Origin of the sequence: Fictibacillus aquaticus, assembly GCF_002245695.1 — a bacterium.
In the GTDB taxonomy this organism is placed as follows: Bacteria; Bacillota; Bacilli; order Bacillales; family Fictibacillaceae; genus Fictibacillus; species Fictibacillus aquaticus.
Genome location: NZ_NOII01000001.1, coordinates 588530 through 602014, shown reverse-complemented (window position 1 = coordinate 602014; position 13485 = coordinate 588530). Strand labels below are relative to the sequence as shown.

Sequence of the window (13485 nt, the reverse complement as noted above, 5' to 3'; positions counted from 1 at the left end):
ATCTTTTTTTAACGAATTTTTTCATTTTTTCAGGCTTAGAACAAGATCTTCGTCAGGTGTGACGTACACAGTCTGCTGATTGTCATATATCACAAAACCAGGTTTCGCTCCAGAAGGCTTCTTCACATTCCTGATCAGTGTGAAATCGACCGGAACCGAACCGGAATGGCGTGCTTTGCTGAAGAATGCAGCGAGATGGGCAGCTTCTTTAATTGCAGATTCTGATGGTTCTTCTGAACGGATCAGGACATGAGAGCCGGGAATGTCTTTCGTATGAAGCCAAGTCTCGTTCTGCCTTGCAAACTTATGCGTTAAATAATCATTTTGTTTGTTGTTTTTGCCGACGAATATCGTGGTACCGTCAGTTGATTCATACTCTTCTAAACGAGGCTTGTCTTTCGTTTTTTTCTTGCTGCTGTTTCTTTGACGCACATAGCCGCCTTCAGCAAGCTCTTCTCTAATTTCTTCTACGTCATTGATGGACGCCGATTCCATAAAGGTGAGCAGTCTGTCAAAGTATGAGAGTTCATCTTTCGCGATCTGGATCTGTCCTGTGATGGCCGAAATGGAGTTTTTCATCTTATTGTATTTTTTAAAATACTGCTGTGCGTTTTCAGCCGGTGATTTTAGGGGATTGAGAGCGATTGTAACGGCAGGGAGGTTCTCATCGAAGTAATCTTCTACTTCAATAGAAGCATCACCCTTTTTCGCCATATACATATACGCGGTTATCAGCTCGCCTTTACGCTTGTATTCTTCGGTTTTTTCAGTATTGCTCAATTCTTTCTCAAGCTTTTTAATCTTTGTTTTCAATTTATCGTATTCATTTTGAAGGTACCGTTCAAGGTCATGAGCTTGCTGCCTGATGCGGTCGCGGTCTGCTTTTCCTGAATAAAAGCGGTCGAGCACCTCACTGACGGTGCTGAACGTTCTTTTTTCCCCTCCTATATGAGTGAGATCCTCGATATAAAAGTATTCTTTTCCATCCTTCGTCACCATCTGGGGAACATAACTGTGTACTGACAGCTTCTCCATCAGAGTAGAAAAGGCAGAATAAATGTTTTCTTTTGTCGTCAGTCCTGCCCGGTGTACGACCTCATTGGCTATGAGCGGAGATACACCGCTGAATGTCTGAACAAGCTGCTGTGCGATTTTTCCTGTGTTCCAATTAAGCTTGCTGCCAAACATTTCGCTGCTAGTACTGAAGGGAGAGATTTTATTCTGTTCCGGCGGCAGCACATACACCTGGCCGGGCAGAAGTGTGCGATGGCGGTTTTGTGATGGCGGGATGTGCTTGATGCAGTCAATGATTTTTCCTGTTTTCTCATCAAGCAGCAAGATATTGCTGTGTCTTCCCATAATTTCAATCACAACTTTTTTTGTTGTTTCGTCCCCGATCTCGTCCCTCGTCCGAACTGTAATTTCCACAATGCGTTCCATGTTATGCTGTTCGATTTTTTCGATAAAAGCGCCTTCGAGATGTTTTCTCAGAAGCATACAGAACATTGGGGGGCTAGAGGGATTGTCGTAAGAATGCTCTGTCAGGTGCAGACGGGAAAACGTCGGGTTAGCGGATATGAGAAGCTTATGGTTTTTCCCTTTTGCCCGGATCGTGAAAATAAGATCCGTTTTATGGGGCTGGTAAACTCTTGATATTCTACCAGAATGTAATTTTTCGATCAGTTCATGTGTAACGGCCCGTGTTACGATGCCATCAAAACTCATTTGCAGTCACCTCTTATTTCTGCCTGTATTATAGCATGTATGCGGACATGCCTGCATATAAATGGCTGTAACAATTCTAATGTTAGAGGTGGGGCAATGAACTGGTACGAGCTGTCGCAGGAAGAAGTAGAACAAATGACAAACAGCAGGCTGTCGAACGGTCTGAGCCGTAAAGAGCAGGCTGCCAAACTGAAAACAGAAGGTCCAAATGAGCTTTCAGAAGGGAAAAAGCCGTCAGCGATCAGTGTGTTTCTTGCACAGTTCAAGGATTTTATGGTGCTCGTACTTCTTGCAGCCACACTCCTATCCGGATTGCTTGGCGAATACCTTGATGCTGTTGCCATCATTTTAATCGTCATCATGAACGGCATTCTCGGTTTTGTTCAGGAAAGAAAAGCAGAAAGATCTCTTTCGTCTTTAAAAGAGCTGTCCGCACCTTCTTCAATGGTGATGAGGGATGGCGAATGGTCAGTGATTCCATCTAAAGAACTTGTAACAGGTGATGTTATCAAAGTGCTGGCAGGGGACAGGATCGGTGCGGATTTCAGAATCCTTCAGACTAGAGGGCTTCAAGTGGAGGAATCTGCACTGACAGGAGAATCTGTACCTGTGAACAAGCACGGCAGGCCGTTAAAGGGTTCAAGTCTCCCGCTTGGCGACCAGAATAATATGGCTTTCATGGGAACAATGGTGACGAAAGGAAGCGGGACGGGAATCGTAATCGCAACAGGGATGAGAACGGAAATGGGTAAAATCGCCCATCTAATCCAGCATGCTGAACAGCTAGCGACTCCTTTGCAGCTGAAGCTTGAGCAGCTAGGAAAAGTATTGATCGTCATCGCACTTCTTCTTACTCTCATGGTAGTCGGGGCAGGTGTTTACCAGGGGCATGACTTATACAGCATGATTTTAGCCGGTGTATCGCTGGCAGTAGCCGCCATACCTGAAGGGCTCCCTGCCATCGTTACGATTGCACTTGCATTAGGTGTACAGAAGATGATCAAAAAGCGAGCGATCGTCAGGAAGCTTCCTTCCGTTGAGACCTTAGGATGTGCAACGGTTATCTGTTCAGACAAAACAGGAACATTAACACAGAATAAAATGACGGTGACAAAAATTTGGGCTGACAGCTGTCTATGGAACGTTACAGATGAAGGGTTTTCCCTATCGGGGGGCGGAAGCGGAAAAGATAACCGGAATACCGGTTCAGATGATATCCTGCAGACAGTGCTTCAGTACGGTGTTCTGTGCAATAACGCAATTCTTAAGCCCGGTGCTAAAAGTGGATACAGTACAGAAGGTGATCCTACAGAATCCGCTTTGCTTGTAAGTGCAGCGAAAGCGGGTGTTTTACGGGACAGTCTTTTAGAAAATTATCGATTAATTGAAGAGTTTCCATTCGATTCTTCCCGGAAGATGATGAGTGTTATCGTTGAAGATGCATCTGGCGAAAAGATGCTGATCGTAAAAGGGGCGCCTGACATTTTGCTCGACAAGTGCGATTACATCATATGGGGAAACAGGAAGCAGCTGCTGAAGCAGGAGCATGCAGAGCAGGCTAAGCAGGCGATCAACAGTCTTGCCGTTCAGGCTCTCCGGACAATCGCGATCGCCTTCCGCCCGCTCAAGACAGAGGAGGCAGTACTTTCATCTTATCAGCTGGAAAAGAGCCTGACATTTGCGGGGCTGCAGGGAATGATCGACCCGCCGCGGCCAGAGGTGAGACAAAGCATCAAAGACTGTCAGGCTGCAGGGATTAAAACGGTTATGATTACTGGCGACCACGTTGTCACAGCAGCAAGCATCGCGAAACAGCTGAACATTCTCCCTGAAAACGGCAGAGTGATGGATGGAGCATCATTATCTATGCTTTCACAGGAAGAGCTCGAAGCTCAGGCTGAAGATATATACGTCTATGCGAGGGTATCGCCTGAACATAAACTGAAGATTGTTAAAGCGCTGCAGGCAAAGGGGCATGTTGTGGCGATGACTGGTGATGGAGTGAATGATGCACCTGCGATAAAAAGCGCGAATATCGGAATCGCGATGGGGATCACTGGAACGGATGTTGCGAAAGAAGCTTCCTCTCTCGTACTGAGCGATGACAATTTTGCCACGATAAGATCAGCGATTGAAGAAGGAAGGAACATCTATGAAAATATAAGAAAGTTTATCCGGTACCTGCTCGCATCCAACGTTGGTGAGATCCTTGTCATGCTTTTTGCGATGGTGCTGGGAATGCCGCTTCCGCTTCTTCCGATTCAGATACTGTGGGTGAACCTTGTTACAGACGGACTGCCAGCTATGGCACTAGGAGTCGATCAGGCAGAAGATGATGTGATGCGCAGAAAGCCGCGAGCAGCCAAAGAAGGTGTATTCTCAAGAGGGCTGGGCTGGAAAATAGTTTCACGTGGTTTTTTGATCGGCCTCGTTACAGTCGCTGCCTTCTGGCTGACACTTAAAGAGAATCCAGACAACCTGATCATGGCACAGACCGTGGCATTTGCAACATTGGTGATGGCTCAGCTCATACATGTTTTTGACTGCAGAAGCGAGCGCTCTGTCATGCACCGAAACCCATTTGAAAACAAATATCTCGTGGCGGCTGTCATCTCGTCTGTTTTACTCCTTCTTGTAGTGATGTATACACCTGCTTTACAAGGAATCTTCCATACGGTATCTCTTCCATTAAGGCAGTGGCTTCTTGTGCTTGGAATGGCTTCGATACCAACTTTCGCACTTGCGGGTTCGCAATTGTTCAAAAGAAAAGCCTAAGCTTGAACATGATGAAGACAGGCTGCAGAAAGCGCAAAGCGCGATTTTGCAGCCTGTTATTTTTCTTTTATTAGAGCACTGGCAAAAACTTTTGGGATTCTGTGTTTTATGTGGTAAAATAGGTTGACATGTGTGTACTTTCTCACAATATTTAATTACATACCGTTTTACCCGCCAGTCATTTAGGCTAGAATAGTAGCAGGTAAGGGGAGCCAAAACATGAAATTGATCAATATTGGATATGGAAATATTGTTGCTGCCCACAGAATTGTCGCGGTAGTGAGTCCGGAATCGGCGCCGATCAAACGCCTGATCACCGTGGCAAGGGAAAGAAATATTCTGATAGATGCTACTTACGGACGGCGCACACGAGCAGTCGTCGTGACAGACAGCGATCACGTGATATTGTCTGCTGTTCAGCCAGAAACGGTAGCACAGCGGCTTTCGTCTGTTGAGGACGGCACGGAAGAAAGCTAGGTTGGAGGATGCGATGAAAAGCGAAAGAGGAATTTTATTTATTTTATCAGGCCCTTCCGGGGTCGGAAAAGGCACGATATGCAAGGCACTGCGGGCGCAGAAGCTTAATATCCAATATTCTGTTTCTGCTACTACACGGAATCCTCGTGAAGGAGAAACAAACGGGGTTGAATACTTCTTCAAGACAAAAGACGAGTTTTTGAAGATGATTGAGCAGAACGAACTCCTGGAATGGGCTGAATATGTTGGAAACTATTACGGTACGCCGATAGAATATGTAAACCAGACACTTGACGAAGGAAGAGATGTTCTTCTTGAGATTGAAGTGCAGGGTGCTCTGCAGGTTAAGAAAAGCTTTCCAGAAGGCGTGTTTATCTTCCTTACGCCGCCAAGCCTAGACGAACTGAGAAGCCGCATCGTAGGCAGGGGAACGGAAACAGAGGACTTGATCAACAACCGTATGTCCGTCGCGAAAGAAGAAATCGAAATGATGAAACATTACGATTACTCTGTCGTGAACGATGAAGTAGAAAGCGCATGCGACCGAATAAAGTCCATCATTACTGCTGAACACTGCAAAGTTTCACACGTACAGCCAAAGTATGAAAAAATGTTTAGGAGCTGATTATATTGTTATACCCTTCAATTGACTCATTAATGGAAAAGATCGATTCCAAATATTCACTTGTCACTCTATCTTCAAAAAGAGCAAGAGAAATTCAAAAACATGAAAACCAGCAGATCGCCAAACCTGTCTCGCATAAATTTGTAGGGAAAGCGCTGGAAGAAATTCATGAAGGCATCTTGATGCCGGTAAAAGCAGAAAAAATAGAAGAGTAATGAAAAATACAACCTTTTTATAAAAGGTTGTTATTTTTTTGATTCGCGACATCATGAGCAAATGGACAAGGCAAGAAGGTGCAATTGCTGTAAAATAAATATATAAAGAACAATACCATAAAAATATTATGTAAACTGATGGACGGAGGCTTTATATGGACAAAAAAAATATACTTCTATGTGTTTCAGGGGGAATAGCCGCTTATAAGTCCGCAACGATCGCAAGCCGGCTGTATCAGAGCGGATATACTGTCAAAGTCATCCTTACCGAATCAGCACAGCAGTTTATTACACCGTTAACCTTTCAAACATTAACGCGCGGCGATGTATATACAGACACATTTGAAGAGAAAAACCCAGAAGTCGTCAGCCACATCGATTTGGCGGATTGGGCAGATTTAGTATTGATCGCACCTGCGACTGCCAATGTGATCGGAAAATTGGCAAATGGCATAGGAGATGACATGCTCACGACGACTCTTCTGGCTGTGACTGCGCCAGTGATCATCGCGCCAGCTATGAACGTGAACATGTACAATCATCCAGCAGTAAAGGAAAACATGCAAAAGCTTGGTTCTTTCGGGTACCGTTTTATCGAGCCGGGTGAAGGCTTGCTGGCGTGCGGATATGTCGGTAAAGGAAGGCTTGCAGAGCCGGAAGAAATTGTGAAATCAGCTGAAGATTACTTTAAAGAAGAAAGCAGTCCGCGACAGCTTTTGAAAGATAAAAAAGTGCTGATCACAGCGGGTCCGACACGTGAGATGGTGGATCCAGTCCGCTACTTCACGAACTTCTCTTCAGGAAAAATGGGATATGCGCTCGCCCGTGCTGCAAAAAGAATGGGAGCAGACGTTACCCTTGTATCAGGACCGACAAATTTATCAGTACCTGAAGGCGTCGATGTAAAGTATGTTGTATCAACGCAGGAAATGTTCGACGCTGTAATGAGAGAGTATGGCTCACAGGATATAGTTATTAAATGTGCAGCAGTAGCCGATTACAAACCAGCAGTACGATACAACAGCAAAATGAAAAAAACAAATGAGGCATGGCAGATCGAGATGGAAAAGACAGTCGACATACTCGAATCTCTCGGCAGGAAGAAAGAGCATCAGATACTTGTGGGATTTGCGGCAGAAACAGACAATCTTGAAGAGTATGCGGAAGGTAAGCTGCGCCGTAAAAACCTTGATCTAGTGGCAGCAAATGATGTTTCGAAAGAAGGATCTGGATTCGGAAGCGAGACGAACGAACTGCTTCTGCTTCATGCAGACGGGAAAAAGAAAGTACTGCCTCTTGTGTCAAAAGATAGAGCAGCCGAACTGCTGTTAGAGGAAGTATCGGAGCTGATGGGCAGATGATTGCCCAGGTTGTTGTAGACCTTCCGACAGGGCTTGTTAACAAATCATTTGATTATAAAGTTCCAGAGCATCTGGAAAGTTCTGTGCTTCCCGGTATGCGGGTCATTGTTCCGTTTGGTCCGCGGAAGCTGCAGGGATTTGTGACAGGCTTTTCAAGCTCCAGTGAGCATAACAAACTGAAGCCGATCGAGGATGTCCTCGATCCCGTTCCGGTTTTGACGGATGAGCTTTTAAAGCTAGGCCAATGGCTGTCTGAAGAAACGCTCAGCTTCTATATAACTGTATTTCAAGCCATGCTGCCAGCTGCGATGAAAGCGTCATACAGCAAATCATTTGTGTTAACAGGAGAGCCGCCGGATGATTTTCCGCTTTCACCCCTTTTTAGCGGAAGAGATGAAGTGAGCCTGGAAGAAGTGATGAGAGAATTTCCAGAGTCGCTGGCGCTTTTCCAGCAGCAGGCCAGAGCAGGAGTCTTAGATGTTATATATAAAGTGAAGGATCAGGCAGTCAAAAAAAAGAAAAAGTTTGTGAGATTATCATTGACTGCAGCCGAAGCAGAAGCAATGGCTCTGAAACTTCCCGAGCGTTCGGTCAAGCAAAAAGAGGTGCTTTTAAGTCTTTGTACTCTGCCAGAGCAGGAGCTGCAGACGCTTTTAAATAGTACTGGTTCCAGCGCACAGTCTGTCGCTTCCTTGGAAAAGAAAGGCGCAGTCTGCATCGATACAAGAGAGGTATACCGCGACCCTTTTGCAGGGCGAACTGAAAAAAAGACACAGCCGCTGGAGTTGACTGAACTCCAAGAAAAGGCGATTCAGCCATTACTGCACGCTATGGAAAAGAATGAACATGAGACTGTTCTGCTGCATGGAGTGACAGGCAGCGGAAAGACTGAAATATATTTGCAATCCATCGATAAAGCGCTGAACAGCGGAAAGGAATCGATTGTCCTTGTCCCTGAAATCGCCCTTACACCGCAGATGGTAACAAGGTTTAAAGGAAGATTCGGTTCGAAAGTAGCCGTCTTGCACAGCGGACTTTCAAAAGGGGAAAAGTATGATGAATGGCGAAAAATTCTCCGGAAGGAAGTGTCAGTTGTAGTCGGAGCGCGTTCTGCAGTGTTTGCTCCGTTTCAAAACCTTGGACTGATTATTATCGATGAGGAACATGAGACGAGCTATAAACAAGATGATAATCCGAGATATCATGCCAGAGATGTTGCGATTTGGCGCGGAAACCATCATTCTTGTCCTGTCGTACTTGGCAGTGCAACTCCTTCACTCGAATCTTACGCAAGAGCGCAAAAAGGTGTTTACACCTTGAGCAGCCTGACAAAAAGGGTCATGATGCAAGAACTGCCGCCAGTGGAGGTGGCAGACATGAGAGAAGAGCTTCATGAAGGAAACCGCTCCATGTTTTCGAGGCTTCTTATGGAAGAGATGCAAATCAGACTCCAAAACAACGAGCAGATTGTACTTTTTCTGAACAGGCGAGGCTATTCTTCATTTGTTCTTTGCCGCGACTGCGGATATGCGGTGACGTGTCCTCATTGTGATATTTCCCTTACTTATCACAAAAAAGGGCATCAATTAAAATGCCATTATTGTGGACATGAAGAGATGATGCCGGAAACTTGTCCATCTTGCACAGGGCAGCATATCCGTTTTTTTGGAACAGGTACACAAAAGGTGGAGGAAGAACTCGCAAGGCTGCTTCCCGAAGCACGGGTAATCCGGATGGACGTGGATACAACTTCAAGGAAAGGTAGCCACGAAAAACTTCTTACGGCATTCGGCAAAGGAGAGGCGGATATCCTTCTGGGTACACAGATGATCGCTAAAGGTCTTGATTTTCCAAAGGTAACGCTCGTTGGTGTTTTAGCGGCTGACTCGATGCTGCATCTGCCAGACTTTAGGGCGGCCGAAAAGACATTTCAGCTTTTGACACAAGTTGCCGGCCGTGCCGGCCGTGATGAGCTTCCTGGTAAAGTCGTCATTCAATCTTATGACTGCGGCCATTACAGCATTGAATTCGCCTCTAGGCACGATTTTCTATCATTTTACAATCGTGAGATGCATACACGGCGGTCAATGCAATATCCGCCATATTACTTTCTAAGCTTGATAACGGTCAGCCATCCAGATTTGGTCAAGACGATCGAGGTGAGCGAAAAGGCAGCTGAATATTTAAAGACCAAACTGAATTCTTCAAGCATCATTCTAGGGCCGGTCGCTTCCCCGATCGCACGTCTGAAAGATAGATATCGTTATCAGGTCATGGTAAAATACAAAAATGAACCTGGGCTAAGATTGTATATACGTGAAATATTAAATCATTTTCAGCGTGAAATCACACAGACCCAGCTGCAGATAGCGGTAGATATGAACGTTCAGAGCATAATGTAAGCAATCTGCATTAGGAGTGGACAAATATATGGCTATTAAAAAAATCGTGCTTCATCCCGATCCTGTCTTAGAAACAGCGGGCGAAGAAGTAAAAGTTTTTGATAAAAAATTGGTTAAGCTTATAAGAGACATGTTTGATACGATGTACGAAGCTGAAGGGGTAGGCTTAGCTGCTCCGCAAATCGGTATTTCAATAAGGGTTGCAGTTGTTGATACAGGTGATGAACTAGGCCCGCTCGCACTGGTCAACCCTGTCATTACCGAACTTCAAGGATCCCAGACAGGACCAGAAGGCTGTTTGAGCTTTCCAGGTTTGTTTGGGGACGTAGAAAGAGCCGACAAAATTATGGTAACTGCGGCCGATCAAAAGGGCAGACCGTTCACGCTAAAAGCGGAAGGCTTTACAGCGAGGGCGATACAGCACGAAGTTGATCATTTGAATGGAGTGCTTTTTACTTCTAAAGTCACTCAATATTATGAAGAAGGCGCATTTGAAAGGTAGGATGTTATGAAGATTGTTTTTATGGGAACACCAGATTTCTCGGTGCCTGTGCTCCGCAGACTGGCAGAAGACGGTTATGAGATAGCTGGCGTTGTTACGCAGCCAGATAAACCGGTAGGAAGAAAAAGGGAAATAAAGCCCACTCCTGTCAAAGAAGAGGCGCTGAAACATGGAATCGAAGTCTATCAGCCAGTTAAGCTGAAAGAGGATTATGAAAATATTCTTGCATTAAAGCCAGACTTGATCGTAACGGCAGCTTACGGACAGATTTTGCCGAAAGCCGTTCTTGATGCTCCGCGTCTTGGATGCATTAACGTTCATGCCTCCCTGCTTCCGGAATACCGCGGCGGCGCACCGATACACAAAAGCATTCTCGATGGAAAGAAGAAAACGGGTATTACGATCATGTATATGGTTGAAAAGCTCGACGCGGGTGATATACTCACTCAGACAGAAGTGGAAATCGAGGAGCATGATCATACCGGATCATTGCACGATAAGCTCAGTGCAGCAGGTGCAGAGCTTTTATCCAAGACAATCCCTCAGCTCTCTGAAGGCAGCCTTAAAGGAATACCTCAGGATGATGCTAAGGTAACATACGCTTGGAACATTACAAGAGAGCAAGAGAAAATCGAATGGAATCAAGACGGGAACGTTATCTATAATCAAATCCGCGGCCTGCATCCGTGGCCTGTGGCTTATACTACACTCAACGGCAAAGTGATGAAAATATGGTGGGGAGAAAAAAGGGAAACGAAAGAGTCAGCTCTTCCTGGCACAGTCACTTCCATCGAGCAAGATGGATTTTGTGTGGCAACAGGCAGCAATACTTCAATTTTTGTGACAGAATTGCAGCCTGCCGGCAAGAAAAGAATGCAGTCACGTGATTATTTAAAAGGCGCCGAACTGAAGGAAGGCATGAAACTTGGTGAATAAAACGAAAAAGAAAACAGTGAGACAGCTCGCTTTTGAGATATTGCTTAAGATTGAACAAAATCAGGCATACAGCAACCTGCTCATCCATCAGGAACTGCAGAAGTCAGGAATGGATGAAAGAGACAAGGGGCTGTTAACTAACCTAGTCTATGGAACCGTCCAGCGCAAGAACACATTAGATTTTTACATCGATCCTTTTCTGAAAAAAGAACTGAAGAAAAAAGACAACTGGATTCGGGTGCTTCTTAGAATGTCTGTTTTCCAGTTTTTATACATGGACAGAGTACCTGATCACGCTATTATTAATGAAAGTGTCACTATCGCTAAAATGAAAGGCCATAGTGGAATTGGCGGACTTGTTAACGGGGTTTTGCGCAGCATTCAGCGCGAAGGTGTCCGCAGTACGGAGAGCATTGAGGATGAAACCAAGCGTCTTGCCCTTCATTTCAGTACCCCTGAATGGATGATTGAAAAATGGAGCAGCCAATACGGAGCAGAAACAGCCGCTCTAATGGCAGAGTCTAATCTTAGTCCTGCTCCTGTAACGGCAAGAGTGAATGTCCTGAAGTGCTCTCGGGATGAAGCGATTGCTGCACTAGAAGCAGAAGGAATAACAGCTGTAAAAGGCGAATTGTCAGAAGACAGCATCATGGCCGAAAAAGGGTTTTTGCCAGGATCAAGTGCTTATAAAGATGGCTTGCTGACTATTCAGGATGAAAGTTCTATGTTAGTAGCAAGAGCGCTCGCGCCAGAACCCGGGGAACAAATCCTTGATGCATGTGCTGCTCCAGGAGGAAAAACAACACATTTGGCCGAACAGATGAACAATCAAGGCGATATTACAGCTCTCGACCTTCATCCTCATAAGATTAAGCTTATTAAGGAACAGGCAGAAAGATTAGGACTTCACAACATACATGCAGAGGCGCTAGATGCTAGAAAAGCGAGAGAGAAGTATAGTGAAGAATACTTTGATCGCATACTCGCAGATGTTCCATGCAGCGGGTATGGGGTGATCCGAAAAAAACCTGATATGAAGTGGACAAAAAGCGAGAGTGATGCTGCACGCCTTTCATCTATACAGAAAGAAATCGTGGCCAGCTTAGTTCCTTTGCTGAAAGATGGCGGCGTTTTCGTTTACAGCACATGCACGATAGATAAGGAAGAAAACGAAGAAATGGCTTCATGGATTTTAAAAGAATTTTCCGATCTTCAATATGATCCAACATTTAAAGATAAAATGCCGGAAACGGTACAGGCATATATTGCGGACAACGAATCACAGCTGCAGATTCTGCCGCATTACTTCAACAGTGACGGATTTTTTATTGCAGCATTTAGGAAAACAAAAAAACAGACAGCAGGCGGTGAGACAGATGCTTAAACCTTTATCAGAAAAACAGGCCAAACCAAACATAAAGCCTTCAATCTATTCATTAGAGCTTCATGAATTTGAAGGATGGCTGGCAGAGATAAAAGAACCTAAATTCAGAGCGAAACAAATTTTTGAGTGGCTGTACCAAAAAAGAGCCACATCATTTGAGGAAATGACCAATCTTCCTAAAGGATTGCGTGAAAAATTGGATCAGGATTTTCATATTCAGCCAATGAAAGAAGTAATCCGGCAGGAATCATCGGATGGAACGATAAAGTTTCTGTTTGAACTTCAAGACGGATACTCTATAGAAACGGTTTTGATGCGTCATGAATATGGCAACAGCATATGTGTGACTACACAGGTGGGCTGCCGATTAGGCTGCACATTCTGCGCATCCACACTCGGAGGGCTTAAAAGAAACCTGCTGGCAGGGGAAATTGTGGCGCAGGTTCTTCAAGTGCAAAAAGCGCTTGATGAAACAGAAGAACGTGTATCTTCGGTTGTAGTTATGGGTATCGGTGAACCTTTTGATAACTATGAAGGGCTTTTGTCCTTCCTTAAAATCATCAACCATGAGGCAGGACTCAATATTGGCGCGCGTCATATCACGATCTCTACAAGCGGAATCGTGCCATATATCTACAAATTTGCCGATGAAGGACTTCAAATCAATTTTGCGATCTCACTTCATGCGCCAAATACCGAGATCAGGAGCAAGCTTATGCCGGTTAACCGCATGTATCCACTTAACGAGCTGATGGATTCAATCCAATATTACATCAAAAAAACGGGACGCCGAGTTACTTTTGAATACGGCCTCTTTGGCGGTGTAAACGACCAGGTAGAGCACGCAGAGGAACTGGCAGCACTGATCAAGCCGATCAAATGCCACGTGAACCTGATTCCGGTCAACTATGTACCAGAACGTGATTATGTAAGGACATCTAAAAATCAAATCTTTAAATTTTGGGAAACGCTGAAAAAACGAGGCATTAATGCCACGATCAGGCGTGAGCAAGGCCACGATATCGATGCAGCCTGCGGCCAGCTCCGTGCAAAGGAACGTAAAGAAGAGACGAGGTGACTTCG

General features: G+C 45.1%; 11 protein-coding genes. 10 read left to right on the top strand and 1 reads right to left on the bottom strand.

Going from position 1 to position 13485, the window contains the following annotated elements; genetic code table 11:
• Positions 1-21: 21 nt before the first annotated feature.
• Positions 22-1725 (bottom strand): Rqc2 family fibronectin-binding protein, encoded by a 1704-nt coding sequence (locus CGZ90_RS03145; protein WP_094250872.1) that lies wholly within the window; start codon positions 1723-1725, stop codon positions 22-24.
• 96 nt (positions 1726-1821) lie between these two features.
• On the opposite strand from CGZ90_RS03145, the gene CGZ90_RS03140 reads away from it, so the two are divergent.
• The 10 genes from CGZ90_RS03140 to rlmN all read left to right on the top strand — a co-directional run bounded on the left by CGZ90_RS03140 (position 1822) and on the right by rlmN (position 13480).
• Positions 1822-4500 (top strand): calcium-translocating P-type ATPase, SERCA-type, encoded by a 2679-nt coding sequence (locus CGZ90_RS03140; RefSeq protein ID WP_094250871.1) that lies wholly within the window; start codon positions 1822-1824, stop codon positions 4498-4500.
• A 219-nt stretch (positions 4501-4719) separates the two neighbouring features.
• Complete coding sequence (remA, locus tag CGZ90_RS03135) at positions 4720-4977, top strand: extracellular matrix/biofilm regulator RemA (RefSeq protein WP_094250870.1); 258 nt, start codon at positions 4720-4722, stop codon at positions 4975-4977.
• A 13-nt stretch (positions 4978-4990) separates the two neighbouring features.
• Positions 4991-5602: a guanylate kinase gene (gene gmk, locus CGZ90_RS03130; protein ID WP_094250869.1), complete on the top strand. Its 612-nt coding sequence runs from the start codon at positions 4991-4993 to the stop codon at positions 5600-5602.
• A gap of 5 nt (positions 5603-5607) precedes the next feature.
• Entirely contained in the window at positions 5608-5817 is a 210-nt protein-coding gene (gene rpoZ / locus CGZ90_RS03125; RefSeq protein WP_094250868.1) for a DNA-directed RNA polymerase subunit omega, read from the top strand.
• A 155-nt stretch (positions 5818-5972) separates the two neighbouring features.
• On the top strand, positions 5973-7178 hold the full coding sequence (gene coaBC / locus CGZ90_RS03120) for a bifunctional phosphopantothenoylcysteine decarboxylase/phosphopantothenate--cysteine ligase CoaBC (protein WP_094250867.1): 1206 nt from the start codon (positions 5973-5975) through the stop codon (positions 7176-7178).
• A complete protein-coding gene (priA, locus tag CGZ90_RS03115) occupies positions 7175-9580 on the top strand; it encodes a primosomal protein N' (RefSeq protein ID WP_094250866.1) in 2406 nt (801 codons plus the stop codon). Before coaBC ends, priA begins: the two co-directional genes overlap by 4 nt.
• Positions 9581-9608: 28 nt before the next feature.
• The gene (gene def, locus CGZ90_RS03110) at positions 9609-10082 is read left to right on the top strand and encodes a peptide deformylase (protein WP_094250865.1); all 474 of its coding nucleotides are present in this window, start codon (positions 9609-9611) and stop codon (positions 10080-10082) included.
• A 6-nt stretch (positions 10083-10088) separates the two neighbouring features.
• Entirely contained in the window at positions 10089-11018 is a 930-nt protein-coding gene (gene fmt / locus CGZ90_RS03105; protein ID WP_133063542.1) for a methionyl-tRNA formyltransferase, read from the top strand.
• Positions 11011-12402 (top strand): 16S rRNA (cytosine(967)-C(5))-methyltransferase RsmB, encoded by a 1392-nt coding sequence (gene rsmB, locus CGZ90_RS03100; protein ID WP_094251766.1) that lies wholly within the window; start codon positions 11011-11013, stop codon positions 12400-12402. Before fmt ends, rsmB begins: the two co-directional genes overlap by 8 nt.
• A complete protein-coding gene (gene rlmN, locus CGZ90_RS03095; RefSeq protein WP_094250864.1) occupies positions 12395-13480 on the top strand; it encodes a dual-specificity RNA methyltransferase RlmN in 1086 nt (361 codons plus the stop codon). The genes rsmB and rlmN overlap by 8 nt, the downstream gene beginning before the upstream one ends.
• The last annotated feature ends 5 nt before the right edge of the window (positions 13481-13485 follow it).